Consider the following 25,063-nt stretch of genomic DNA (forward strand, 5'->3'; position numbering starts at 1 on the left):
ATCAGTAAATTTTTGCCTGGCAACCGGTACAATCGATTGACTTCCCGAAAAAGGGGCTGGAAATAATGCGGTTCCCTTCTCTCTTCTTAAAAAAATTACTCAGTTGTTTTGCCTGTTTAAATCCTTCTTCCATCAGTGGTGCTGCAGGAGCCCGTCCTTCTGCGCTGCAATGTCTGATAATATAAATGCTGTTCATCATCTGTCATCACCTTGGTATAATCGATGGTCTTTAATATAGCTGTAGCAGCTTTCGGGCAGTAAGTACCTCGGTTCCCCTCCCCGGGAAAATTCCTCTCTTATATAGGTCGAGCTGATTTCCATGGCAAGCCCTTTATCCAGGAGCTGAAACCTGCCGTCATCGTAATTTCTGAGCAATGGAGATTTTGCGATAGTTTCAAGCATATTTATATTTTCCCTGGCCATGACAATAAACTGATTGGAGCGAATCAGCTGTTCATCCATCATCCATTTTCCTTTTGCGATATCTGCAAGCAAATCTGCTCCCATTATAAAGAAAAGTTCCGCTTCCGGCAAAAATGCTTTAAAATGCTCCATTGTATAATAGGAATAGTGTTTTCCCGGCTGTGCTGTAAATTCATATGTATCCATTAAGAATTTCGGGTTATCATTAATTGCCAATCGGACCATTGCCGCGCGATGTTTTTCCACTGTTGCCATTTGCTTATCCCTTCTTTTATCAGAAGAAGGGAGGAATATAATATAATCCAGCCCTTTTCGATGGGCCACGGTAGAAGCTGTCCATAAATGCACATTCGTAATCGGGTCAAAGGAAGAACCGTATACTCCTACCTTTGTTCCTTTTTGAAGCAAGGATGTAAGATTTTTCCCGGGGTTCAGCTGTCGAAAATATTCAATTGTCTGCTCACTCATTTCCGACCATCTCTTTTACCTTGCTTCTGACGAGGTGGATGTAATCCATCTTATTGTTCCAGGCCTTTTCACTCAAATCCACCGGATACTCTTCCGGATTCACTGTTCGCTTATACTCCTCCCACAGCAAATTTAATTGTTCTGCTGCATAGGCCTGCATTTCAGGAAGTTCGGGAGTTTCATAAACCAGCTTACCGTCCTTAAAAATTTCATGGTGCAAGTTTACTGCTTCAAAGTTTGTTACAAATTTACTGATATACGTATGAATGGGATGAAACATTTTGAGCCTTTCCTCTTCTTCAGGCTGTTCATCCTCCAGCGTTATGTAATCCCCCTCAGATTTGCCATTCATCTGATTGACAATACGATACACTTTTTTTAGTCCGGGCGTTGTTACTTTTTCCGGATTGCTGGAGAGCTTAATCGTATCCTCCATTTCTCCCTGTTCATTTTCAATAGCAGCCAATTTGTATACGGCCCCCAATGCAGGCTGATCATAAGCCGTAATTAGTTTAGTACCAATGCCCCACACGTCGATTTGGGCACCCTGTGCTTTTAAACTCATAATGGTCGATTCATCCAGATCACTGGAAGCATATATTTTTGCGTCGGGGAAACCTGCCTCATCCAGCATTTTTCTGGCTTCTTTTGACAGAAATGACAAGTCACCGCTATCGAGGCGAACACCAAGGAAATTGATTTTATCCCCATATTCTTTTGCAACTGCAATGGCATTGGGCATCCCTGTTTTTATGGTGTCATACGTATCTACAAGAAAAACGCAATCTTTATGGCTGTTTGCATACTTTCTGAATGCTTCCCGTTCATTTCTGTATGCTTGAATCATGGAATGGGCGTGGGTCCCGGCAGGAGGAATGCCGAATAACTTGGCAGCCCTTACATTGCTTGTAGCGTCGAATCCGCCAATATATGCCGCGCGAGTTCCCCATATTGCCGCATCCATTTCCTGGGCGCGTCTAGTACCAAATTCCATCACTGTCTGATCCTTTACAATCTGTTTAATCCGTGAAGCCTTAGTAGCAATTAATGTTTGATAGTTAACAATATTAAGAAGTGCTGTTTCCAGCAGTTGTGCTTCAGCTAAACCTGCTTCCACGCGAAGCATGGGTACATTTTCAAAAACAATTTCTCCTTCCCTTAATGCCCGTATGTTCCCCGTAAACTTTATGGTACGCAAATAGTCAATAAATGCTTCTTCATAGCCCAGTTCATCTTTTAAATAGTTTAGGTCAGTTTCACTGAAACGAAGGTCTTGAATATACTCAATGACCTTTTCCAGTCCGGCAAACACAGCATAGCCATTCCCGAATGGTTTTTTGCGGAAATACAGGTCAAATACTGCACGGCGATTATGGATGCCATCATCCCAGTAAGCTTTAGCCATATTTATTTGGTATAAATCCGTGTGCAATGCTAAACTGTCATCTTTATAATGCATGATGAAACCCTCCTGATTATAAAAAAATGTTTTAATTAATTTCCACATTACAAATTACTGTTATTATACCTTATTCCCAAATCGAAGTAACTGCCGGCCGATCATTAAATCTATACAATTGAGAGGGCCTGTACGAATTTCTTTTTGTTTTCTTCAGTTTGCCCTCTTTATCATAAACTTTATCAATAAAATCAAGCTTTGGAACTTTTGAGAAAAATACAGAGCTATTTCTGATTTTCGGTGTATCTGTTACCGTTTGTAACACACGCTGCAGTTCTGAAAGCGTAAATTCTTCCGGAAGAAAATTTCCCGCAATCTTCGTTTCCGCCATATCTTTCTTCATTCTTTCGAAAGCATCCGAAATGATATTCCGGTGGTCAAAAGCCAGCTCAAGCTGCTCAGTTTCAGCCAAGGTGAATAGCTTTACCTCCTGTGCATCATCTCCTGCCTTTCTTTTCATTAATTTCTGTTCCGGAACAATGGCATAGTGGGCACTTGAGATCATCCAGCCCCTTGGGTCCCTTCCAAATTCATCATATACAGAAAAATGTTTTAAAAACAGTCCCTTTACCCCTGTTTCTTCCTCCAATTCCCTTAACGCCGCTTCCATTGCTGTTTCCTTTTTATTGCCGTCAATAAAGCCGCCAGGAAGAGCCCATTTCCCGCCTTCTATGTTTGGCTCACCTTCTGCATCTCTTGCTGCTCTTTTTATTAACATGATTTTTAACATTTTGTTCTCCGGTTCCTTTATATTTCTTTTACCCGCTTCCCGTTTTTTTTCCGAGATAATCGTAAAAACTGCTATATCACTCGTATACCCGTCCGGAGTAACATACTTACCGGCATCATAGTTCCGTATCACTTTCTCTTCACTATGATTAGCCATACACTCACCTCCAGGCTATAGTAATTTGTAATTGCTAAATTACTTATTATTATAAATAACTCCCCGGCACATTGCAATTGAAATAAGTTCTACTATTGGTTTTTATGGTGGGGCGCGGAACCGCTGTACCGCGGTACTAAAGAAGCAGATGAGGGAGCCAAAATTTCCGGATCTTACTACATCTTTTCCTGGAATAGATGGGATGAGCATACTTTTAACCGCCATAGTTTTTCTTCACGTGCAAAAAAGCAAGCCAGTTATTAGCACAACCTAATATATGCTAAGCACTGGCTTCGCTCCCTATTTTCCCCCAGGAAAGAATATTTACCAACTTAAATGATCGCACCCGTTTTCTGTAATAGCAATAAGCAAGCATATTGCCATTATGGACGTCAATAACTTTTATAATTCGCTGGGTTATATTTCCGTCTGCATCCAAATAATATATCATAATCTTTTCCTGGCTCTCCACAAAGTGAACCAAAGTAGATTGCATAAAAATCTCCTCCTGAACGGGAATGTTTGTTCTTATTATAACAGAACAAACGATCTGTTTCAAAGCATAAATTGAACATGATAAGTAATATTAAGTTAGCTTCCACCAATTTTATTTAACTACTTAAAATTCATTTATTACCTGCATCAGACCCACGCTGTCTCTTCATACAGATACATTGCTGTATAGGTGGATAATCCAGAGATTACAAAAATATAACGTTTGTAACAAATCAACCTGAATTTACTATAAAAACCAAAATACGCTATTTATTAAGTATTGTAAAATACTTCCTGGATTGCCGTAAAACCAGGTTGGTCATGGAATCAGACACTCCACACTAAATTTCCCATTTTTTAGTTAATGCCAGATTGTTTTACATCTATTAATCTATTATGTAAGTATTTTTAAGCTGAGAAATCAGGAGGTTAACACATTGAATAAATTAAATAAAATACTATTAACTGCAACACTATCGCTAAGCTTAGCTTTAATGCCCGCAATTGCCGGAGCTGCTTCTTATACAATAGAGCCTGGCGATACTTTTCAATCCATTGCCAAAGAACACGGGGTTACCATGAAAAACCTGCAGATTGCCAACAACCGTTCAGGCTTTAACTTAATGGCAGGCGAAACCATTGATATCCCAAATTCTGTTTCCCATGCTGATCGGGAATTAATGGCTAAACTTGTTAATGCCGAGGCAAAAGGAGAACCTTATGCAGGTAAAGTCGCAGTAGCCACTGTTGTCTTAAATCGGGTGGATGCCAATGAATTTCCCGATACAGTAAGGGATGTTATTTATGAAAGAACAGGCGGGTATTATGCGTTTTCCCCAGTACTGGATGGTACCATCAATGAAGAATATACAGAGGAAGATATGGCAGCAGTGGAAGAAGCTATTGCTTTTAGAGGACAGGGAAACGGCACTTTATACTTTTACAATCCCGACAAAGCAGAAAGCAGCTGGGTTTTTTCAAGAGAAACCATTTTAACCATCGGTGATCATCGTTTTGCAAAATAATGAACATAGAACGGTGTATTTTCTTCAAAGAAAATATGCTGGTTCAGGAAAAGCTCTGTAAAAAAACAAGCTGAATCCCTGTTAGAAGGGGTTTCAGCTTGTTTTAACATTTATTGCATTTGCTTAATCGCGCGCATTGGATCGTATGGCGATAGATCCATATTTACTTCCTGTCCTGCAGCAAGCAAAGCAGCCAGAGAACCTGCGTAAGGACCTACCGTAAGTCCTGATGCACCAAGCCCGTTAGCAAGAATTAAATTATTATATGGCTGTACAGTACCGAGTAAAGGGGCCATATCCGGTCCCATAGGACGAAAACCTACCCTGATTTCCTCTACCGTCCCATATTTCAAATCGGGAGAAACACTAAGTGCTTCATCCAGCACTTCGGCCACGCCACCGGCTGTAATCCTGTAATCAAAGCCCGATTTATTTTCCCGGGTTGCCCCAACAACCACCCGTGAATCGTCAAAAGCAAGCATATAATGACCTTTTTGCGGCACCAGGAGGGGCCAATCGGAAGTATCAGTCTCCGGTAACCGTAGATGAACTATTTGTCCGCGCTGCGGCATTACTTTTAATGAAAGACCTAAAGGATTCATAAGTGCGGGCGCCCAGGCACCACCCGTTGCTATAACGGTATCGGCAAAGATTGTTTCCCCATTTACTTTAACTCCTTTTATCCTTTCTCCTCCGCTAATCAGCACAGCTTCCCCATGAATCAGGGCAGCACCTTTTTTTTGTGCGGCACGCTTTAAAGCATCCCTGAGCAGGCGGCCATCCACCCGGGCACCGCCGGAAACATGGACGGCTTCAAAATCTGCATTCAGTGGAGGATATAATTCCTTTGCTTCCCAGCCGCTGAGCCGTTTAAAAGTACCCATCTCCGGCGCATCCTCGTACTTACTTTCCAGGTTTTGCATCATTTTGTCCATTTCCTCCGGATGTAAACTGACACCCAGTGCACCTACTTGTTTATATCCTGTATTTGTCTCTCCGTCTTCTTTTAGCTGTGCAATTAATTCCGGGTAGTATTTTGCTCCCATCCGTGCCATCTGGTACCAGTCCTGATTATTTGTTTTTGACATCCAGGGGCAAACAATACCTGCTCCGGCATCTGTCGCATTCCCTTTATGATGCTTATCAACCATGACTACATCAATATTTTGCCTCGCGAGATGATAAGCAGCACTGGCACCGATAACCCCGCTTCCAATTATAATAACTTTCATCTAGTCACATCCTTCTCCCCAGGTTCTCTTTCTATTTTAATACATTCTGCACAAACATCGCCACTTCCTTTGTCCATTCGAACATGCCTGCTAAGACAAATAACGCTTCTGACGAGGAATATATGATATTTTCACCCCATGTCCGAACGAACATCGTCAAGAAACAGAGGTTTTTTTCCGCAAACTCAGCAGCAATAAAATGAACGGCAAGGGGAATAGCACAACCATATATACATAAATGTTAATTGCATTTTCCACACGAAAATGCTCCACATCAAGATAAATTGAGAAGGCTGCAATAATGAATGCAAGAAAAATATAGATGGACCTTTTGTAGGTTCTGGAGGATTTTTCCGTGGTACATAGTTCATATGTCAGGCGAAAATACAGACAACAGCGAATATATGTACCAAAACCATTTAAAACCATGCCATACACATCAAACCGGTCCAGAAATCCGAGATTAATGATCCGGACAATTTCCTGTGCCGGATACAGCATATTTTCAGCCTGGCCGAGACCAAAAATAGTAATGACACCGGTTGTCGTTGATAACATCATCAGTGCATTTAAAAGAATACCTATGGACCATAAGAGAAATGTTCCTTTCTCTTTCGCATTTTTCACCGGAAGCAGTAAAAGAAAAATCAACTCTATCCAAATACTGCAGATAATTAACGTTCCGATCAGCACAGGACTCCATCCAAACTCCAAAACCGGTTTCAGGTTCCCCCAATCTTTCAATGGTGAATCCAAAATAGTAATCGTATTTCCGGTGGTCAGGGCAATAAAAGCCAAAACGCCGGCAGTTAATGCAATCCCTTTTATCCTTTTGGAAGCACCATACATAATAAAAATGAGAAACCAGATAATCAAAGCGATCGGGGGAGTATCCGGCAGAAATAAAATATAGACAAAATCAATAAAACTGGATAAAGATACAACCGTAATAAAAAGAAAGTACAGAATGAGAATGAATATGAAAACTTTCCCAAATTTTTCACCGAGAATGGCTTTAAAAATTTTCTTCACATTCAATTTCCTGTACTTTATTTTTATAAAGTAGATGGCCAGGGCAAACAAAAAGGCAAATGGAAGGGAAAGAAAAATCGATATCCATGCATCCCTTCCTGCCACGTCAATCATTAAAGGCAGGATAACAACATGTCCAAGAATAGGCAGTGTTAATAATAACAGAAAAAGCGTTTCCCATTTTGAAAGCATGCGGATCCTCCTTCTATTCCAAAAATGGAAATGGGTTATTTTCCGGTTTTTCACGTGGCTCATTTAAACTTTTATTTATTAACCCCTGATGAAAGATGTCGGCAGTTACATGGATGTCTATCGTGGCATTCGGAAAAATATCCTCATGATAACCCTCTTTGATTTCACGCCATTCATGCGGGTATTTCCGATACGTTTCCTTGCCGATATTCGTAATATCTGCTTCTATTCCCTGCAGTTTCTCCAGTGTGGCGCGTAAATTACTTTTTAATTCATCTTCTATTAATTTTTCCACTTCCTGCATGAAATTCTCATTGATGTATTCGGGGTGCAGCATGATGTTATCGCCTAATTCTCCTACCAATTCTGCATTCAGTGAGACATGCAAGTCCTTCCCTTTGAGTGTTGGTTCCACGGTTAGATGACTTTGTTTTACTTCCATCGAAAGTATTTCGTCCTCTTTTTTTGACACCGGAACCACACCACCTTCCGCTTTATTAAGCATAATGGTTAATGCCACTGTTTCCTCATTCGTTAATTCCCCAACCATGCGTTGATCCTTTATGACAGCGGTTCCTTCAATTGAAGTAATGGGTCCTGACACATTCTCGATAATACTGATAATTGGCATGTAGGATGTTTCTAGCTCTTCTTCATTTAAGGCCATGAACTCATACAATCTGACAGGAATGAATTCAGACGTATATTTTGTCTGCTCCAGCCCGGAAATTATTTCATCGGAGGTAAGATTTTCATAAAGTGTCGGTGTATTAAAAAGCTCACCAATATCGTTTTTCGTTATAAATACATAGCTGTTCAGCCGGTTCATCTGATCACGCCGAACCACATCAAAAATAGGTGCAAAACGTTCTTTGGCCAGATCTTCACTGACAATCCACAGTCTTGTATGACCAAAATATAGCCTTCTTTTTGCATAACGGATTAATTCCCTGGCGCCATCCAGCGGTGTTTCCGTTTCAATTTGCAGTACAAGATTTTCATTGGACGAAAAGGTTTCCCCTTCTCCCGGAGATGGCTTCACTATTTCCACATAGGCATCCAATTGCCCGGTTTCCTTATTTATATCAAATCCGGTTCCATGTACTAGCGCTCTCTCATCTAACTCGGAATTATTCCAACAGCCGGATAAAAGAAGCAATATTAGGATGGGTAAAAAAGAGAACCCCTTTTTCATTGGTTTTCCTCCGTCTCCGGTACAGATGTGATACGATCTCTTTTCTGCATAGGAATACTTTGCGGCCGTTTTTTTAACAGCCTGGTTGGAACCCGGATAAAGGCATCTTTCCAGTCTCTAAAGTAAAAAGGAGAAAAGGGAGCCATATAGGGAACCCCAAAGGAGGTTAACATTACGCCATGGGTCAGGAGCCCCAGCGAAACCATGACAATACCAAACGATCCAAATACACCGGCTGCAGCAATCAATACCACCCGTAATATGGATACAACATCTGCTATCGGGGTGATCACAAAAGATGCAATATAGGAAAGAGACACGACAACAATCGTCGGGGCACCGATTAAGCCGGCGCTGACCGCCACTTCCCCAAGAATTAAAGCACCGACAATACTTAACGCAGATCCCACTGATTGTGGGAGCCTTACTCCCGCTTCACGTACAATTTCATATAAAAGGACGGCAATCAACATTTCTATCACAAGCGGAAACGGGACAAGCTCGCGGGCCTGGATAATAGGAACCACCAAATCGGACGGGATTAAATTTTTTTCAAAGTTTAATGCTGTCAAATAAAGTGCCGGTGAAAAAATACTGATGAAAAATGCAATAAACCGGGTCAGTCTGACGAGAGAGCTATAATACGGCCGTGATGTATAATCCTCAATATGAGTAAAATTCTCCAGAAACAAATTGGGACCAAATAGCGTAATTGGAGTACCAGAGGTTAAAATAACTATTCTGCCTTCTGTCAGCAGACTGGCAGCCTTGTCCGGTCTTTCCGTGTTTCCGACAGTTGGAAAAATAGAATAGGGATGATCTTCAATTAACTGCTCTATTTCCCCGTCACTGTTGATCGCATCCACCTCAATTTGTTCCAGTCTCTGCCTCACTCTTTGTACGATCCCTGGGTCTGTCAGCCCCTCTATATAGGCAAGCTTTACGTCTGTTTTCGTTAACTTTCCGAGTTCAAAGCTTTCGAACCTCAGGTTCTGATCAACTACCCTGCGCCTGATCATGGACATATTTACGCCATTGCTTTCCACAAAACCCTCATGTGATGAGCGCACAGTCTGTTCATTAGTCGGCTCGGAAATTGCCCGTACTTCATAGCCTTCCCCTTTAATAAGCAATCCTTTTGCATACCCATCTACCAGAACGAACATTTTGGCCAGCAACACCTGGTTCAGTGCGTCATGAAGATCACTGGTTACCTCAATATTTTTCACCTGCATCTGATCCTGTACCTGATCCAGATTGGAATTTGGCTTGTAATCCAAGGATTTGAGCTGCAAAGGTTTTAATATATTTTCACGTTTTAAATCTTCATCCACCAGTCCATCAACAGCGACCATTAATGCATTTATTTTCTGACCGTCACCCACTGTAATATTAAATTTTGTAAGCATAATATCATCGCTTGATCCCAGTTTTTCTTTAATAGTTTTTTCATTCAGGAACAAATTGCTTGAAATAGGCTGCGCATTTCTTTTAAATGTTTGGGACGATTTTTTTTTATTAAAAAGGTTCCTAAGCATCTGTTTGATTTTACCTGAAGGACTCAATTTGCTTTCCTCCTGTAAATATATATAGGATTAGTATTGCTGCAATGGATAAGTCTATACAACCGGAATGTACGACCAGTAATAATACCCATAATGTAAGCAGGCAAATATAAAAAGACACGATTTCCTTCAATAAGAAAACATGCCTTTCTACAATAATGATTATATTTGATTTCAGCCTGGCAGGAAAAGTTGTCATAGACGTCCGTTTATCTTCTCACTCCAAGCATTAATGCTTTCAACACTTTCATCACCTCTTCTATAGTCTCGTTGCTTTCATTATTTTCCGCGATCCAAAGTACAGCTTCATTCATAGCACCGGATAGCGTATGTGTTAATGCATCGATGCAAGTGACTTGAATCAGCTTATGCTCCTGCATGGCTGTCAACAATTCTCTCAGTGAATTCATGGAGTACTTCCGGTCCATCATGCGAAAAGTGTCCCACCCCAACACAGAGGGACCATCAATTAATAAAATTCTTTTGTGATCCGGCTGTGAAGCGACATTCAGAAATGCCCGGCAGCCATTCAGCAGCTGTTCCCATAAATCCTCGCTTTTCATCGCTTCTTTTTCAACCTCTTCTCCTATTTCTTTTTGAATGTCTTCGAATACAGCTAAAAACAATCCCTTTTTATTCTTAAAATGATGATACACTGCACCCCGGGTTAACTTTGCCTGTTGAACAATATCTTCCAGGGACACATGAGCATATCCTTTTTCAGTGAAATAATGTTTTGCTGTATTTAACAGCAGGTTAATCGTTTGGATCGTTTCCTCTTTCGTTTTTCTCATGTCTTCCCACCTTTATGACAGTAACATAAATAAGCGTTGTGCTTCTGTATTCTCCGTTTTTATTAATGTCCGCAATCCTTGTTTTACTACTTTCGTATTTATATTATCCGGTTTTTGCAAGCATGCTTCCAGCCAAGCGGTAACAGTGGAAGGGAAATCCTTCGATAAATCATTGATATGGTTTGCCACTGATTTCCGGACATAAGGCGAAGGATCATTCATCATGTGCTGAAGCAGGCATAAGTTATTAACAGGGTCTTTTTTTAAAGGCTCAATCCTTTTCGCCCATGGCAATCTTGGCCGTGTCCCTTCACTGACCAGCCTTCTAACATGCGGATTAGCATCTCCCGTCCACTTCTTAAAGTATTCCAGGCAGCTGTCAATATCCAGGTGCAAATAAGGTCTAATCGCATATTCCGAAGTATGCCGCTTCGTTATTTCATATAAAGCTTTCATGGATAGATCAAAATGATCCAGGCCGAACTTTTCAACAAACTTTGCTACCGGCATTAGAAAGTATCCTTTGGTAAACATACCATCTTCGGTATCATTTTCCGGCCCCAAAATTTTCAATAGAATGTTTGCAGCTTCAGGATAATCCATTGGAAGATGTTTATTCAACTCATCTGTAATGACTTCCACCCTGGATTTTAGTTCCTTCCCGCCCACACCTGCTGCCACTCGTGAAATAAACGATTCAGTTGCGAAATCTTTATAATGATGCGCTATTAACGCTGCCAATCGGCAGGCTAACTCCTCATTAAAGTAGAGTTTCAAAGGAACATAATCATTCATATTATTTCTCCGCCCAGATCTGTTCATGGTAATTCTCCCTAAACGAATCATCAGGCGGAATTACACTAATTATATCCAGCAGAACACCATTTGGATCGCTCGTAATGAAATGGCGCTGACCGAATGCTTCATCCCTGATATTTAAATGTAAAGGGAGTTTGTTTTCTTTAATTAAAAGCTGGTAGTACCGATCAACATCCTCCACTTCAAAATTCAGAATCAGCCCTTTTACATCGTTGGCATGTGATAAGGGAATCGTTTCGTGCTGCTTATCCAAAATGGCCAGTTCATATGCTGTAGTTTCTTTTATTAAGCTTACATACCAGTCTGCCTCGAAAACAGCTGAAAAACCAAAGTACTTTTGAAAAAACAAGCTTGTCTCTGCTACTTTGTCCGTCATGATTACCGGATAAAAGCTATTGATTTTCATGTAATTCACTCCTTTGATTATTAAGTTAAATTTAACATACATACTGTATGTATGTAAACAATTTTTTATAACTTTTAAGAATTAATCTATTGGGATATTCTCCTAAACGCGTGATTTATCATAAAAAAGCAATTGAAATAATATGATAGTAACAGTTTGTAAAATTGGAAAGAGGTGAAGCTTTATCAAATTCCATGACAAGTACGAAGAGTATGTAACGGCAAATTTTCAGGCGCTTACGGATGCCCTGCTGCCGTCTGCAAATCAATTTGGATATGGAAACTCTTATGATACTAATGATTTGCAGGTACACGATTATGTAACTGATGGTTTAAACCGGTACATAACCATTCAGCAGCAACTTTATCAACACTCCGTTCCTCTAGCTTATCCCACAGCCATTATGCTGGACGCTGCAGCAACTCAGCTTGTAAATTCCCATCAGGTACAGTCCCTGCCACAAGCCCTGTCTGCCGGTGGAGGTATGTTTTCCAGGCTTTCCCGCGAAGACCGGCTTCAAACCTTATACACACTGGAAAACCTTGGTATTGACTTATATTTATTGCCTCCTCCCTTTCAGAATAATGGCGGAATGGTCAAACATGTGATAGACGCATTAAACCGTTTTTCGATGTTTGGTTATTATTCGGAGTGGCCAGGGTATGGTTCTAGCCGGTTACATCCGCCAAATGACCGCCGGCTCGAATTTTTCCCGCCGGGCTGGCAGCAGGCCGGATATCCCGGCGTATCCTTAGGATATCGTGATTTTCGCGGCTTTTTATTTACAATGGCAGAGGTGAGAATATGAAAACAGATCCAGATGTAATCGTTATCGGAGCGGGTGGCGGCGGTCCGGTAATAGCCAAAGAGCTGGGGGAAATGGGAATCCAAGTCCTTGTGCTGGAAGCCGGTCCATGGTATGGGAATAAAAATTGGCCTGAGCCAAATGAATACCGCGGGAAGGCAAAAGAAAGTTCCGACCCGATGGACTTGGATGGTGCACTCTACCGGAAGCATCTCACCCGACTTGAAAATGATATGAACGACTTAATTACCGGAAAACTGCGATGGGGACCGGCGGATCGCAGGAAAAGCCCCTGGTTCAGAAATATTCCGGACCGTGCTGTGTTATGGCAGAGTGCTGGAATTGGAGGCACTACACTTCATTACTATTCCAACTCCCCCAGGGCATTTCCGGAAGCCATCGATAACAAATGGCCAATCAGCTACAATGAGCTCATTCCGTATTATGAAAAAGTGGAAGCGACACTGCCGGTGGAATTTGCACCTACTACGACGAAAGAAGCACTATTTTATTACGGGGCGGAAAGAGCGGGATTCAAGCAGAATCGAACTTTGGATGTAACCAGCATCGGATACCGTCCACAGCCGAACGCCATCCTGCCTCCTAATGAAAATTTAATGAGTCCAGATTATTCCATGGAGGAAATAAGTCATATGGAGGGATGTACATTAAGCGGACATTGCGGCCAGGGCTGTCCATATGGTCCATCTTATGAAAAGATGGCAAAGCGTTCCACCAATGTCAGCTATGTTCCATTGGCAATGAAGACAGGGAATGTCTCATTCAGGCCAAATACGTTTGTAACAAAGGTTTTGACTGAATATGATGCGGTCGGAAACCTGCAAACCTCAGGAGTTCAGATCAGGGATACATGGACCGGGGAAACTGAAGAGCTTTTCGCAAAGGTTGTGGTAATGGCTGCCGGCTGCATAGAAACTCCCCGTCTGTGGTTAAACTCCGGGTTACCTGATAATCCTTGGGTAGGACGGGGGTTAACCAACCATTATATGAATTCAGTAACAGGAACTTTTGATGAAGAGACTTTGTTGAATATTGTTGGCAGCTCTGCGACAAATCCATTTATTGGGCACACGTCAGCTGCCAGGCTTGACTATCCCGGTCTCGGAATGATTGAAACTTTAGGGGAAAGCCCGGGACTTTCAGCACAAACTTTATTCGGTTTCAGTCAATACGGCTACAACCGGCTTGACAGCAATGATTACGATCTGTGGGAGCAACGCGGCAGACTCACAGGTGCCGAATTGGAAAATGCCATGGAAAATTACGGCCGAACCCTTACACTTCTGATTGTGACAGGTGATGAGGTGGATTACCGTAATCGGGTCGAATTGGACCCTCATATTAAAGATGAGCATGGGCAGGTCGCTCGGGTGCATTATATACCGACACAAACATCGAAAAAAAGAAGAGAGAAATTAACACAAACAGCTACAAACATATTGCGGCAGGCTGGCGCAAAAAGAGTGCACAATAGTGACCAGCCGCCAAACTATTATATCCACTTGCAAAGTACGATGCGGATGGGGTTTGTAGTTAATACTAATTGTGAAGCATATCAGGTAAAACGGCTTTTTATTGGTGATAACAGTGTTGATTATAATTCGTTAGGCGGTCCAAACCCGACTATTACTACACAGGCACTTGCTACACGAACAGCAAAACTGTTAGCGGAAAAGTATTTTTAATGTCAGGTGAGTAAACTTAATATGTAAAATATAGCATGTGAGATTGCACATGCTATATTTTGGGTAAACGTTTTAATATAAAAGAGAATGATACACTTATTTTTTTAAGAAGGATATCAGCAGGAAATCAGATTAATAAAAAAACAGGGTGATTCTAACCAAAATAAACACCCTGTTTTTTTATTACAAGTTCCGTTTAAGGAGCTTAATGCTCCTGCAAGCAATCAAACATCTTTTTATCCAAGCACTGCCCGATCATCTTCAAATTGTTCTCCGCGTGCCCGTTTAAATTCATGCAATAATTTCTCGATGGTAAGTTCCTGTTTTTCCTTGCCTGAGACTTCCAGAATGATTTCGCCTTTATCCATCATAATCAGCCTGTTTCCCAGGTCTAATGCCTGCTGCATATTATGGGTTACCATTAACGTGGTTAAATCAAATTTATTCACGATATCCTGGGTAAGCTTAGTTATTAATTCTGCTCGAGAAGGGTCAAGGGCAGCCGTATGTTCATCCAGCAATAAAATATCCGGTTCGGTAAATGTAGCCATTAATAAAGATAAGGCCTGGCGTTCCCCGCCGGAAAGCAGACCCACTTTGGCATTCAAACGATTTTCCAGCCCAAGATTCAACGTGGATAAATGCTCCCTGAATAAATCCCTTCTTTTGGCTGTTACACCAGGAAGCAATTTTCTCTTTTTATTCCGGGAATAGGCCATAGCAAAATTTTCCTCAATGGTCATAGATGGAGCGGTTCCTGCCATAGGGTCCTGAAAAACCCGGCCAATAAAACCAGAACGTTTAAACTCCGGTAAATCAACGACTTGTTTGCCATTAATCAAAACATCTCCTACATCAGGTTTGAGACCTCCGGAGACTACATTCATTAATGTTGACTTCCCGGCACCGTTACTGCCGATAACGGTAACGAAGTCTCCTTTTTCCAGATTCAAATCAATGGAATGCAATGCCTTTTTTTCGTCGGGAGTACCTTCATTAAACGTGATGGAAATATCTTTTAATTGCAGCATACTATAACTCCTTCAGCTTCAAATTGGCAAGCTCTTCCCGTTTTCTCGCCCGCCGTTTTTTCTCTCTCCGGGAATGGATGATTTTTGGTGCAACCAATGCCGCAATAACAAGGATTGCTGTAATCAGCTTCATATCGCCTGTTTCCAAAAATTCAACCCGCAGCGCCATCGTAACAACGATTCGATAAATAATGGCTCCCCCGATGACAGCTATGGTTGCTCTTGCAATCGTTTTTGTTCCAAATAGTGATTCACCAATGATGACGGAAGCCAGACCGATAATTATTAAACCAATGCCCATTCCTACATCGGCAAAGCCGCCATATTGGGCAATCAGAGCACCGGACAAAGCTACCAGCGCGTTTGAAATCCCAACGCCAAAAATGATCAATGTATCCGTGTCGGCGGAAAGGCTGCGGATCATTCGTTTATTATCACCAGTTGCTCTAAGCGCCAGGCCAATATCAGTTTTTAAATAGTAATCCGTAAGTAATTTTATAATAAGTGTTACCACAATCATTACGAACAAAATGCCCCATGTTCCGGGAACATTTTCCATACCCATAGATGTCAGAAGCCCGTTCATAAACGTATCAATACCTGATGCAGCCCAGAATGAACCCAGCTGATCAAAAACCGTTGTTTCACTTAAAAGCGGCAGCGTGGGTTGTCCCATAATCCGCAGATTTATAGAATATAATGCGATCATCATAAGAATTCCGGATAGTAATGCATTAATTTTGCCTTTCGCGTGCAATAATCCGGTTAAACAGCCTGCTATAAAGCCTGCGGCAATAGCCATCAATGTTGCTATTACAGGTGATATGCCATTAATAATGGAAATTGCTGCAACGGCTGCCCCGGTTACAAAGCTGCCGTCCACCGTTAAATCCGGAAAATTCAAGATACGAAAAGTCAAATAAACACCTAATGCCATAATGGCATAAATAATCCCTGATTCAAATGCCCCAAAAAGTGAAATAAGCATAGGTTCCCCCTTTCTACCCCCACTTGCTCAATAATTGATTTGTCACGCCAAAGGGGTGCTTGAAAGCAAATTTTTCTTTATTATTTAAATGCCCGTATTCGTACATCAAATATTAAGATTCCTTGTGTTTATGCAGACAGTAAGTTAATTATCCGCCAAAACAGGGCAAGCTTTTGCAGCCTGCCCCGAATAACTCAAGGAATACTCAGAAATATAATCGACTTTTGTCAACACAATGATGATAGGTATTCTATTCTTCCGGGTCCACAAATTCCGCTTCATCATCCCACTCGTCATTCCATTCAACTCCCTGATTTTCAGCGGCATCTCTATTTATAAATAACTGGATGTTCTGTGGATATTCCACAGGGAAATCCTTTGTCGTCTTTTCTCCTGTCAAAATGTCAGCAGCCATTTCCCCCGAACGATAACCAATGGAATAGTAATCTATTCCAAATGTAGCAAAGCCGCCTCTGCCAAGTGAATCCGGCTCCCCGACAAGAAGTGGAATACCCTGGGATTCAGCAATACCGACAACACTTTCCAATGCGGAAACGACCGTGTTATCCGTCACGATAAAAAATACATCAGCTGTTCCAACTAAAGATTCCGTTGCCTGCTGTACCTCTGAAGAGTTGGATACAGTGCTTTCGGAAACACTTAAGCTTGTTCCCTCTGCAGCTTCGTGTACGGCTTCTACTTGCACAACCGAATTCTGTTCTCCTGCATTATAAACCAGTCCGACAGTTGCTCCTTCAAAGTACGTATCAATAAATTCCACCGTCTTTTCAATGGATTCAGGATGCAGATCAAGCACACCGGTAATATTTTCTCCGGCATCTTCCATGGAATCAACAAGTCCGGCTTCTACGGCATCTGTTACAGAGGTGAACACGATCGGAATCTCATTGGTACTCTGCAATGCTCCTAATGCACTTGGTGTAGAATTGGCAAAAATTAAATCCACATTATCCGCAACAAAATTTCCCGCAATTGGCCCAACATTATTTTGGTCTCCCTGGGCACTTTGAAAATCATACTCTACATTCAACCCGGCATCTTCCAGTGCTGCCTGGAAACCATTATACGCTTCATCCAGTGAAGGATGCTCGACGATTTGCGTGGCACCGACCGTATATGTTTCATTTCCGGCTCCCGACGTTTCCGTTTCATCTGACGCATCTCCTGAACTCTCATTTGAACCACAGGCAGCCAGTGTGATTAAACCTAAAATAAAGATAGAATACAAGACTTTCTTCATGACTCTTCCTCCCAGAATTATTTAAAAAATATAAATTTCGTATAATTATACCAAATAACGCGTCATATATACAACATGTTTTTTTACCATTCTCATTTTATTTAAAATACCACCTTATTCCTTCTATTTTTTTCTTCCTAATATATTACAATTAATAGCGTTTGCACCTGAATAATTTGTTTAAATAAATTAAACAGCACCAATATAAAGATGGTTAAAAAGCATTAACAACAAAGTACTTAAAATAGTCAATATGACCTATCACAAAATTAACCCGGGTAATATATTGTTATATTTATTATTTAACTGAAAAAATGTTACGATCGTGTTTTTTCTTTAATTTATATTCATACATTTTAATGCATAAAAACCAACTGGTAAATCGGCAGAAATGAAGGACAGATCATGGATCTATTTCTTCATAATTTAAGAAACATCACTTAAATTTATTTTGAAGCCAGCTCATACAGCACTTTTCAGCGCCCATTTCATATTGTAATAGCATACACTTATAAGGAGGCAAATCAAATGAATTATGAAGGTTATATAAGACAAAGTTTATATCTCCGGGAGCTTCCTGCCTATCAGGCTGATATCCCCATTATTCATAAACTGTTTTGCGAAATGAACCAATCCGCAGCGTATCTTCATGCATTCCCCAATTTAAATATGGAAACACCAATTACCATTGTAGACAAGGAGCTGATGAAATGAAGGAACTAACCTTTGCAGCAGCCACAGAACTCGCACCTCTAATTGAATCCAGACAGCTCTCACCTGTTGAATTGACAGAACAGCTATTAAACCGCATACACCAACTTGATTCAACGATCGAATCCTATATTACTCCCCTGCCCGAACTCGCTCTTGCAGATGCAAGAAAAGCGGAAAGGGATATTATGCAAGGCTTATACAAAGGGCCGATGCATGGCATCCCTGTTGGCATAAAAGACAATTTTTATACTGAAGGCATTCGAACTACAGTAGGCTCTAAGCTTTTCTCCGACTTTATCCCTGGTAAAACAGCTGCTTCAGTTAAAAAATTGCTTGATGCTGGGGGAATTATGCTGGGAAAACTGAATATGCATGAACTTGCGGCAGGTTCAACCGGCACTAATCCTTTTTTCGGCACACAAAAAAACCCGTGGAATATTAATTATATGCCAGGAGGGTCAAGTGGCGGCAGCAGTGCCGCCTTAGCAGCGGGACTTGCGACACTGGCAACCGGGACAGATACATTTGGTTCTATTCGCTTGCCGGCAGCCATGTGCGGAATTTATGGTTTAAAAGTAACATACGGACTAGTCAGTACAGATGGTATTTTCCCAACAGCACCATCTTTGGATACTGCAGGACCAATGGCAAGATCGGTCCCGGATCTGGCACTAATGCTTCAGTATATGGCCGGGTATGACCAGAACGATTCTGCCAGCCTGAAAGTCCCTGTTCCAAATTATATGGAGAATTTAAGCAGAGGCATACAAGGACTGAAAATCGGAATTCCAACTTATTATATGGAAGGATTGGATCCGGATGTCGAAATACTTTTTAATCATGCTGTTGAAATGCTTGAATATTTAGGTGCAGAGGTAAAAGAGATGAAGATACCTGAGTTGACCATGTCTGCATTTTCCGGTAATACGATTGTTACCAGCGAGGCGGCCAATACTCACTATGAATGGCTGCAGACGCGACCTGAAGATTATTCTGCGGATATTCGCACCTTCTTCCTGGCTGGTACTTTGCTGAATCCGCCTAAATACATCCGGGCTCAACAGGCGCGAAGAAAAATGGTGAAAGCATTTGACAAAGCATTTCAAAATGTTGATATTCTGCTCGGCCCGACTATTCCCATCACTACTCCAGCATATGCAGAAAATTGGGTAGAACAAAACCTGGAAGTGGTAATCCGGTGTATGCCCTATACGGTCCCAATAAATTTAACCGGAGTACCAAGCTTATCCGTACCTATAGGCTTATGTTCAAAAGGACTTCCTGTTGGCATGCAATTTATTGGAAAGCATCTTTCCGAAAAGCTGTTGCTTCAAGCGGGGAATGAATGGGAAAACACTAACCCTTTAAGTTTTACTGTATGAACTGCTTTTTAACGAGCCTTACTGCGGAAAACTTCATATGTATAAGGTAAGAGGATTTTCTGAGTAAATGATTTTTCATTCGCCATATAGGGAAAAACTAAGCATTAAATACGACAACGGGGAATAAGTACGTACGTTTTTTCCAATTGGATCAGGTGTATGTATTATGCTAATTAATTGGAGAAAATTTATAAGCAAATAAAGATCACTTCCGCTTCCATGCTGACCAGGCTATTGCTCCTATTCCAACTGCAATCATGGAAGAAAGTACGGGGTATTTGCTCACTTTTACATACATACTGCCTGATCTTTTCCACCCTTTATTTGTGCCTCTTTCATGCATCCCATAACCCGGCTGATACAAATTATTCTCATCCATAGGTTGGGATGGCTTATTTAGATGTTGGGTTGGATACATGACCTTTTCCATAACTTTGTCGGTTAAACGCGGGAATAGCGTACCCAGAAGTGCTGCAGCTTTTGCCTGTGATCCGACATACATATCTCTTTTGGGATTTTCCGCTGAATGAAGAATTGCCTCCGCTACGGCTTCCGGCGGATAGATCATCCCTCTATGTCCCGGCTGCTTGTCCAAATAGCTTTTGGCATGTTCATTATATGGTGTATCTATCCTTCCCGGATGAATAAGTGTGACGGAGACAGGTGCATTTTCTTTTTCCAGCTCCATTCTCACACTTTCTGTCCATCCGTGCACGGCAAATTTAGCAGCTGCATAGGTGGATTGGATAACAGTCCCTCTGTCTCCAAAAATACTCCCTACATTTATAATCGCACCAGGGCTGCCTTCCTTTTTAAAATGACTGACTGCAGCCTTTGTTCCATAAACAACACTCCAAAAATTCGTATCAAACAATTGCCTTATATCATCATTAGTAACTTCCATTGCATGTCCATAAATGGATAAGCCTGCGTTGTTTACCCATGTATTAAAGTGTCCAAACTCCTTTATCGCAGTCTCCGCGATAATATTCACATCCTCTTCACGGCCCACATCTGCTTTTACATAGATTGCAGGATGCCCTTGTTCATTTAATTCCGCAGTCAGCTGTTTGAGCGCTTTTTCATTTCTTGCTGCCAACACAACTTTAGCTCCCTTTGAAGCAGCCATCCTTGCTGTGACCAGCCCAATGCCACTTGAGGCACCTGTGATGACCATTACTTGATCTGCCAATTTCTTCAGCACTAAATTTTTAAAGACCGGAAGTCTTAATTTTTCCAGTACTTCTGTATCCGTAACCTTGGTGTTGTTGTCAGCAAGGCTTTCCTCCTGCTTATTCTGACTCATTTTATTGGATGCCCTCCCCATGATGATCTCATATCTTAGCAAAAATCATATCTAACTAAACAGCAATCTTTACAGAAGCGAAAATGGCATTACCAGCACTTACCCAACTCAGGATTATGTAATGTATGGTAAATTTAAAACCGGAAAATAGAACTGGAGGATAAAAATTGGCAGAAAAGCCGTTGATTATCAAACAGCAAATTAGTAAACGGAATTTATTTTCAGCTAATAAACCTGTCCTGCGGAGATGTACACCTCTGCAGGACAAATAAGTTAGTTGTTGCGGTTGTTGTTGCGATTGTTATTACGGTTGTTATTGCGTTTGTTGTTGCGATTGTTATCGTTTTCTAAATTGTTATCGTCCAGGAACTCATTTGCAAATTCAACGTTATCGTTCTGGTTACGGTTATTATCCCTGTTACGATTTCTGTTATCGTTCCGATTGTTGTTATTGTTAGCCATTTTTAACCCTCCTTGTATAGAAATTCTAAGCAATTCCAAATGGAATATAATAGAAAGAAAACATGTTTATTCCACTTAGAATTAACTCAAAATTATTATGTCCATAAATTTGTTTTAAACTCATTTTCACATAAAAAAATCATTATTTTTTTCGTGCTGCATTTACCACTGGAATCTGTTTGTCAGATAAAGGAAAAAATCAAAAGAATCTTTTTTTCCCTTTTCCCTTGATCCTTCGCCATTTTTGAAGCATGGTTCTGTACATTGACATTTTCTTATATGTATCCGGCGATTCAACCGGATCCTTAATCCCATTCACCATCAAAGTTATATTGAAATGATTTCCCGGTTCGTCCGTAAAATAAGTTCCTATTTTAAACAAGTCTGCTTTGGAGAAAAGGTCATGCAATCGCAAATTAATTTGACGATATGCCTCCATATAAAACATCCCTTGCATATCCGATATTTAGCATCAGCTGCCTGCCATCCGTAAAGTCTTCGGGAAGGTAAGGTGTAGACAGAAGATATTTCAAAGGCTCATCAAATGTCTCTCCTTCCACTGTATGCAAAAATAAGTGCCCCCTATTATTGTTAATAAATGCCTCGACATCCTGAAAGTCAATATTCATCTCACCAGGTTGTTCAACCATCTGCTTCATTTTTGAAATCGTCTGTTCCTCAATTTTGTCAAAAGTCCGATTTGCTTCATGGATAGTCGCATATTGATCAATTGATTCCATGAGAGCATCACTATAAAAATAAATTACTGCATCACAAATTTCTCTCATGCTGAAATATTGAGCTGCAGCAATCTGATATCTTTTTTTGCCCTCAAAGCCGAAGGGAAAACGAAAAATCCCAATTAATACGGCTTTTTTTCGGTTTAATGCATCCAGTTGATTAATCAGGTTATCCGTATCGTTAGCGTTGCCGCCAATAAACCGATAAAAACATAAATTATTCTCAGTCAGTTTTTCCGCAACAAGCTTGTCCACCTCAAACGTCTCATAATCTGTTTGATAAATTTTTACAGCCGTTTCCATATCCTGCACTCCATTCAGTCACTTTTCAGTCATTATATAAAATATTTTCCGAAAAGCCTGTCAGAAACTGTCCTGAAAAACAACTAGTTTTGTAGAAGAAAGAGGATACTTTGGGGATTTGGCATATTGTAAAAAATAGTTGCTGCTGGTGCAGCTTTCAAATAAGATCCTGCTGATATTAAAGAACTGTGTCAAGGTGTTACCGAAGAATTAATAGTTTCTCTATTATACCTCTGCCTCTGTTTCTGCAAATTGCTTAATTCTTTCGCCTATTTCATCACGAACACGCTGAAAAGTATTCCATATTTCTTCAGCTGATCCTTTTGCCTTGGCTGGATCATCAAAACCCCAATGTTCTCTTTTGACATGCGAAGGAGTCATAGGACAGCGGTCATTGGCATCACCACATAGTGTTACCGCAATCGTTGCGTTATTTAAAAATTCATTATCAATCGTCTCTGATTTTTGATCAGTAATATCAATACCTGCTTCACTCATCGCTTTTACTGCATCTGGGTTTAATCCATGTGCCTCAATACCGGCACTTCTGACTTCCCAATCCTCTCCGAGATATTTTTTCGCCCAGCCTTCCGCCATTTGACTTCGGCATGAGTTTCCAGTACATAAAAAGTAGATTGTTTTCCCAGCCATAATGATTCTCCTTTTTAAAATATCGCAAGTGTGAGATAAAGACCAATTAACGTAACCAATAGTATGGGGATGGTCAAAACAATCCCGACTTTAAAATAAGTTCCCCATGAAATTTTTATCCCTTTTTTAGATAATACATGAAGCCAAACCAAGGTGGCTAATGAACCTACCGGAGTGATTTTTGGCCCCAAATCTGATCCGACCACGTTAGCATATACAAGTGTTTCTTTTAAAACACCGGAAATATTTGTTTCAGCTATGGCTAAAGCATTAATCATCACTGTTGGCATATTATTCATGATGGAAGAAAGGAAAGCAGCAATAAAACCCATTCCAACAGTTGCTGTAAACAGCCCTTGACTGGCTGCAGTTTGAATCACGCCTGCCATTGCAGAGGTGAGCCCGGCATTACCCAAACCATACACGACGACATACATTCCGATGGAAAAAAATACGATATCCCATGGTGCTCCTTTAATAACCGCTTTTGTATGAACAGCAGGACTGCGCACAGCCATTATCACGAAAAATATTGCAATGGTTCCAGCAATAATGGATACCGGCAGACGAATAAATTCACTTGTAAAATAGCCAATCACTAATAATCCAAGAACATACCATGATATACAAAACATTCTATGATCCCTGATGGCATCTTTTGGTTCACTTAATTTAGAAACATCATACGAGCTTGGAATGTTTTTTCCGAAATAAATGAGTAATACAGTAATTGTTGCAGCCAGCGAAAACAAATTGGGGATAACCATTCTTGAGGCATACTCTACAAAACCAATCCCAAAGAAGTCTGCTGAAACGATATTAACCAGATTGCTTACAATGAATGGCAGTGACGTGGTATCTGCGATGAATCCACTCGCCATGATAAATGGGAAAATCATCTTCTCTTTAAAATTCAAATTACGCACCATCGCAAGTACAATCGGTGTAAGTATTAATGCTGCTCCGTCATTTGCAAACAAGGCAGCAACAATAGCACCTAATATACTAATATACACAAACATCTTTATTCCATTGCCTTTTGCAATTCGCGCCATATGAAGGGATGCCCATTCAAACAACCCAATTTCATCCAATATCAATGAAATTAGAATAATGGCTACAAATGCCAATGTCGCATTCCATACAATGTCTACTACTTCAATTACATCACTAAATCCCACTACCCCTGCCAATAAAGCAATAACAGCTCCGCCTGTTGCAGACCAGCCAATGTTTAATCCTTTTGGCTGCCAAATTACCAGAACCAGGGTCGCTGCAAAAATGACTATCGCGAGTATAAGCGTTGTTGACAAAACCATACCTCCAATTTAACAACAGGAAATCCGTGAACCTTTTTCATCCAGTTCTTTTAATTTTTCATCTTGATTGGGCAATTGTTCAAGAATCGATTTAATAAATGGATAGTATTCACTGCTTTTATTCAGAGAATAAAAAACCCATTGGCTCTTTCTTTCTTCTCTTACAAGACCTATGTCTTTTATTTTACGTAAATGCTGGCTAATGGATGGTTGACTCGTTTGAAATATTTCCACAAATTCACAGACACAGCAAGCCTGTGTATCTAATAATTTCATCATCGTTAACCTTGTGTTATCACCAAGCAATTTTAGTATTATCGCGGCCTTGTTAATCTCAATACTTGTTTGCAGCACATCAATTCCTCCATATCTAATCCACTTGTATAAGTATATAGTTATTTGCT

Annotated in this window: 28 protein-coding genes; 5 read left to right on the top strand and 23 right to left on the bottom strand. The window is 40.7% G+C overall.

What is annotated here, in order from left to right:
• Position 1: 1 nt before the first annotated feature.
• The 5 genes from GHD25_RS03185 to GHD25_RS03205 form a co-directional block, all read right to left on the bottom strand.
• Positions 2-199: a histidine phosphatase family protein gene (locus tag GHD25_RS03185; RefSeq protein ID WP_164214920.1), complete on the bottom strand. Its 198-nt coding sequence runs from the start codon at positions 197-199 to the stop codon at positions 2-4.
• Positions 196-891 (bottom strand): nicotinate (nicotinamide) nucleotide adenylyltransferase, encoded by a 696-nt coding sequence (gene nadD / locus GHD25_RS03190; protein ID WP_164214921.1) that lies wholly within the window; start codon positions 889-891, stop codon positions 196-198. The genes GHD25_RS03185 and nadD overlap by 4 nt, the downstream gene beginning before the upstream one ends.
• Complete coding sequence (locus GHD25_RS03195; protein WP_164214922.1) at positions 884-2,350, bottom strand: nicotinate phosphoribosyltransferase; 1,467 nt, start codon at positions 2,348-2,350, stop codon at positions 884-886. Before GHD25_RS03195 ends, nadD begins: the two co-directional genes overlap by 8 nt.
• Before the next feature lie 70 nt (positions 2,351-2,420).
• Entirely contained in the window at positions 2,421-3,236 is an 816-nt protein-coding gene (locus GHD25_RS03200; RefSeq protein WP_164214923.1) for an NUDIX hydrolase, read from the bottom strand.
• A gap of 280 nt (positions 3,237-3,516) precedes the next feature.
• Complete coding sequence (locus GHD25_RS03205) at positions 3,517-3,732, bottom strand: hypothetical protein (RefSeq protein ID WP_164214924.1); 216 nt, start codon at positions 3,730-3,732, stop codon at positions 3,517-3,519.
• A gap of 436 nt (positions 3,733-4,168) precedes the next feature.
• On the opposite strand from GHD25_RS03205, the gene GHD25_RS03210 reads away from it, so the two are divergent.
• Positions 4,169-4,756, top strand: a complete 588-nt coding sequence (locus GHD25_RS03210; RefSeq protein WP_164214925.1) for a cell wall hydrolase — start codon at positions 4,169-4,171, stop codon at positions 4,754-4,756.
• Between the two features lie 110 nt (positions 4,757-4,866).
• Here the strand turns inward: GHD25_RS03210 and GHD25_RS03215 are convergent, their stop codons facing one another.
• From GHD25_RS03215 to GHD25_RS03245, 8 genes are all read right to left on the bottom strand, one after another.
• Positions 4,867-5,988, bottom strand: coding sequence for an NAD(P)/FAD-dependent oxidoreductase (locus tag GHD25_RS03215; protein WP_164214926.1), 1,122 nt, complete (start codon positions 5,986-5,988; stop codon positions 4,867-4,869).
• 31 nt (positions 5,989-6,019) lie between these two features.
• Positions 6,020-6,142, bottom strand: coding sequence for a hypothetical protein (locus tag GHD25_RS20135; RefSeq protein WP_276207789.1), 123 nt, complete (start codon positions 6,140-6,142; stop codon positions 6,020-6,022).
• 2 nt (positions 6,143-6,144) lie between these two features.
• Positions 6,145-7,212, bottom strand: a complete 1,068-nt coding sequence (locus tag GHD25_RS03220) for a GerAB/ArcD/ProY family transporter (RefSeq protein WP_164214927.1) — start codon at positions 7,210-7,212, stop codon at positions 6,145-6,147.
• 13 nt (positions 7,213-7,225) lie between these two features.
• Positions 7,226-8,407: a Ger(x)C family spore germination protein gene (locus GHD25_RS03225; protein ID WP_164214928.1), complete on the bottom strand. Its 1,182-nt coding sequence runs from the start codon at positions 8,405-8,407 to the stop codon at positions 7,226-7,228.
• The gene (locus GHD25_RS03230) at positions 8,404-9,972 is read right to left on the bottom strand and encodes a spore germination protein (RefSeq protein WP_164214929.1); all 1,569 of its coding nucleotides are present in this window, start codon (positions 9,970-9,972) and stop codon (positions 8,404-8,406) included. Before GHD25_RS03230 ends, GHD25_RS03225 begins: the two co-directional genes overlap by 4 nt.
• Positions 9,973-10,181: 209 nt before the next feature.
• Positions 10,182-10,766: a TetR/AcrR family transcriptional regulator gene (locus tag GHD25_RS03235; protein WP_164214930.1), complete on the bottom strand. Its 585-nt coding sequence runs from the start codon at positions 10,764-10,766 to the stop codon at positions 10,182-10,184.
• 12 nt (positions 10,767-10,778) lie between these two features.
• The gene (locus GHD25_RS03240; protein WP_164215137.1) at positions 10,779-11,561 is read right to left on the bottom strand and encodes a hypothetical protein; all 783 of its coding nucleotides are present in this window, start codon (positions 11,559-11,561) and stop codon (positions 10,779-10,781) included.
• Between the two features lies 1 nt (position 11,562).
• A complete protein-coding gene (locus GHD25_RS03245) occupies positions 11,563-11,991 on the bottom strand; it encodes a VOC family protein (RefSeq protein WP_164214931.1) in 429 nt (142 codons plus the stop codon).
• 301 nt (positions 11,992-12,292) lie between these two features.
• On the opposite strand from GHD25_RS03245, the gene GHD25_RS03250 reads away from it, so the two are divergent.
• Together GHD25_RS03250 and GHD25_RS03255 are read left to right on the top strand one after the other, a co-directional pair.
• Complete coding sequence (locus GHD25_RS03250; protein WP_164214932.1) at positions 12,293-12,799, top strand: hypothetical protein; 507 nt, start codon at positions 12,293-12,295, stop codon at positions 12,797-12,799.
• The gene (locus GHD25_RS03255) at positions 12,796-14,502 is read left to right on the top strand and encodes a GMC family oxidoreductase N-terminal domain-containing protein (RefSeq protein ID WP_164214933.1); all 1,707 of its coding nucleotides are present in this window, start codon (positions 12,796-12,798) and stop codon (positions 14,500-14,502) included. Before GHD25_RS03250 ends, GHD25_RS03255 begins: the two co-directional genes overlap by 4 nt.
• A gap of 236 nt (positions 14,503-14,738) precedes the next feature.
• On the opposite strand, the gene GHD25_RS03260 is transcribed toward GHD25_RS03255, so the two are convergent.
• The 3 genes from GHD25_RS03260 to GHD25_RS03270 form a co-directional block, all read right to left on the bottom strand.
• Entirely contained in the window at positions 14,739-15,533 is a 795-nt protein-coding gene (locus GHD25_RS03260; RefSeq protein WP_164214934.1) for an ABC transporter ATP-binding protein, read from the bottom strand.
• A 1-nt stretch (position 15,534) separates the two neighbouring features.
• A complete protein-coding gene (locus GHD25_RS03265) occupies positions 15,535-16,521 on the bottom strand; it encodes an ABC transporter permease (RefSeq protein ID WP_164214935.1) in 987 nt (328 codons plus the stop codon).
• Between the two features lie 250 nt (positions 16,522-16,771).
• The gene (locus GHD25_RS03270) at positions 16,772-17,782 is read right to left on the bottom strand and encodes an ABC transporter substrate-binding protein (protein ID WP_164214936.1); all 1,011 of its coding nucleotides are present in this window, start codon (positions 17,780-17,782) and stop codon (positions 16,772-16,774) included.
• Positions 17,783-18,310: 528 nt separating this feature from the next.
• On the opposite strand from GHD25_RS03270, the gene GHD25_RS03275 reads away from it, so the two are divergent.
• Positions 18,311-18,496, top strand: coding sequence for a hypothetical protein (locus GHD25_RS03275; protein ID WP_164214937.1), 186 nt, complete (start codon positions 18,311-18,313; stop codon positions 18,494-18,496).
• Complete coding sequence (locus tag GHD25_RS03280; RefSeq protein WP_164214938.1) at positions 18,493-19,878, top strand: amidase; 1,386 nt, start codon at positions 18,493-18,495, stop codon at positions 19,876-19,878. The genes GHD25_RS03275 and GHD25_RS03280 overlap by 4 nt, the downstream gene beginning before the upstream one ends.
• A 205-nt stretch (positions 19,879-20,083) precedes the next feature.
• Here the strand turns inward: GHD25_RS03280 and GHD25_RS03285 are convergent, their stop codons facing one another.
• From GHD25_RS03285 to GHD25_RS03315, 7 genes are all read right to left on the bottom strand, one after another.
• A complete protein-coding gene (locus GHD25_RS03285; protein WP_164214939.1) occupies positions 20,084-21,184 on the bottom strand; it encodes an SDR family oxidoreductase in 1,101 nt (366 codons plus the stop codon).
• Positions 21,185-21,457: 273 nt separating this feature from the next.
• On the bottom strand, positions 21,458-21,646 hold the full coding sequence (locus GHD25_RS03290) for a hypothetical protein (RefSeq protein ID WP_164214940.1): 189 nt from the start codon (positions 21,644-21,646) through the stop codon (positions 21,458-21,460).
• 199 nt (positions 21,647-21,845) lie between these two features.
• Positions 21,846-22,085, bottom strand: a complete 240-nt coding sequence (locus GHD25_RS03295; protein ID WP_164214941.1) for a hypothetical protein — start codon at positions 22,083-22,085, stop codon at positions 21,846-21,848.
• Positions 22,063-22,689 carry an FtsZ/tubulin family protein gene (locus GHD25_RS03300; RefSeq protein ID WP_164214942.1) on the bottom strand — a complete coding sequence of 209 codons (627 nt, stop codon included), beginning with the start codon at positions 22,687-22,689 and terminating at the stop codon, positions 22,063-22,065. The genes GHD25_RS03295 and GHD25_RS03300 overlap by 23 nt, the downstream gene beginning before the upstream one ends.
• A 225-nt stretch (positions 22,690-22,914) precedes the next feature.
• A complete protein-coding gene (gene arsC / locus GHD25_RS03305) occupies positions 22,915-23,340 on the bottom strand; it encodes an arsenate reductase (thioredoxin) (RefSeq protein ID WP_164214943.1) in 426 nt (141 codons plus the stop codon).
• A 14-nt stretch (positions 23,341-23,354) separates the two neighbouring features.
• Positions 23,355-24,653: an arsenic transporter gene (locus tag GHD25_RS03310; RefSeq protein WP_240452206.1), complete on the bottom strand. Its 1,299-nt coding sequence runs from the start codon at positions 24,651-24,653 to the stop codon at positions 23,355-23,357.
• Between the two features lie 15 nt (positions 24,654-24,668).
• Complete coding sequence (locus tag GHD25_RS03315; protein WP_164214945.1) at positions 24,669-25,013, bottom strand: ArsR/SmtB family transcription factor; 345 nt, start codon at positions 25,011-25,013, stop codon at positions 24,669-24,671.
• Positions 25,014-25,063: the final 50 nt, after the last annotated feature.

Origin of the sequence: Virgibacillus aidingensis, from assembly GCF_010994035.1 — a bacterium.
GTDB lineage: Bacteria > Bacillota > Bacilli > Bacillales > Amphibacillaceae > Virgibacillus_N.

Coding starts and splice junctions, on each gene's coding strand:
- GHD25_RS03185 (WP_164214920.1), bottom strand. CDS start 199: ATGATGAACAGCATTTATATTATCAGACATTGCAGCGCAGAAGGACGG.
- nadD (WP_164214921.1), bottom strand. CDS start 891: ATGAGTGAGCAGACAATTGAATATTTTCGACAGCTGAACCCCGGGAAA.
- GHD25_RS03195 (WP_164214922.1), bottom strand. CDS start 2,350: ATGCATTATAAAGATGACAGTTTAGCATTGCACACGGATTTATACCAA.
- GHD25_RS03200 (WP_164214923.1), bottom strand. CDS start 3,236: ATGGCTAATCATAGTGAAGAGAAAGTGATACGGAACTATGATGCCGGT.
- GHD25_RS03205 (WP_164214924.1), bottom strand. CDS start 3,732: ATGCAATCTACTTTGGTTCACTTTGTGGAGAGCCAGGAAAAGATTATG.
- GHD25_RS03215 (WP_164214926.1), bottom strand. CDS start 5,988: ATGAAAGTTATTATAATTGGAAGCGGGGTTATCGGTGCCAGTGCTGCT.
- GHD25_RS20135 (WP_276207789.1), bottom strand. CDS start 6,142: ATGTTCGTTCGGACATGGGGTGAAAATATCATATATTCCTCGTCAGAA.
- GHD25_RS03220 (WP_164214927.1), bottom strand. CDS start 7,212: ATGCTTTCAAAATGGGAAACGCTTTTTCTGTTATTATTAACACTGCCT.
- GHD25_RS03225 (WP_164214928.1), bottom strand. CDS start 8,407: ATGAAAAAGGGGTTCTCTTTTTTACCCATCCTAATATTGCTTCTTTTA.
- GHD25_RS03235 (WP_164214930.1), bottom strand. CDS start 10,766: ATGAGAAAAACGAAAGAGGAAACGATCCAAACGATTAACCTGCTGTTA.
- GHD25_RS03240 (WP_164215137.1), bottom strand. CDS start 11,561: ATGAATGATTATGTTCCTTTGAAACTCTACTTTAATGAGGAGTTAGCC.
- GHD25_RS03245 (WP_164214931.1), bottom strand. CDS start 11,991: ATGAAAATCAATAGCTTTTATCCGGTAATCATGACGGACAAAGTAGCA.
- GHD25_RS03255 (WP_164214933.1), top strand. CDS start 12,796: ATGAAAACAGATCCAGATGTAATCGTTATCGGAGCGGGTGGCGGCGGT.
- GHD25_RS03260 (WP_164214934.1), bottom strand. CDS start 15,533: ATGCTGCAATTAAAAGATATTTCCATCACGTTTAATGAAGGTACTCCC.
- GHD25_RS03265 (WP_164214935.1), bottom strand. CDS start 16,521: ATGCTTATTTCACTTTTTGGGGCATTTGAATCAGGGATTATTTATGCC.
- GHD25_RS03270 (WP_164214936.1), bottom strand. CDS start 17,782: ATGAAGAAAGTCTTGTATTCTATCTTTATTTTAGGTTTAATCACACTG.
- GHD25_RS03275 (WP_164214937.1), top strand. CDS start 18,311: ATGAATTATGAAGGTTATATAAGACAAAGTTTATATCTCCGGGAGCTT.
- GHD25_RS03280 (WP_164214938.1), top strand. CDS start 18,493: ATGAAGGAACTAACCTTTGCAGCAGCCACAGAACTCGCACCTCTAATT.
- GHD25_RS03285 (WP_164214939.1), bottom strand. CDS start 21,184: ATGAGTCAGAATAAGCAGGAGGAAAGCCTTGCTGACAACAACACCAAG.
- GHD25_RS03290 (WP_164214940.1), bottom strand. CDS start 21,646: ATGGCTAACAATAACAACAATCGGAACGATAACAGAAATCGTAACAGG.
- GHD25_RS03295 (WP_164214941.1), bottom strand. CDS start 22,085: ATGGAGGCATATCGTCAAATTAATTTGCGATTGCATGACCTTTTCTCC.
- GHD25_RS03300 (WP_164214942.1), bottom strand. CDS start 22,689: ATGGAAACGGCTGTAAAAATTTATCAAACAGATTATGAGACGTTTGAG.
- arsC (WP_164214943.1), bottom strand. CDS start 23,340: ATGGCTGGGAAAACAATCTACTTTTTATGTACTGGAAACTCATGCCGA.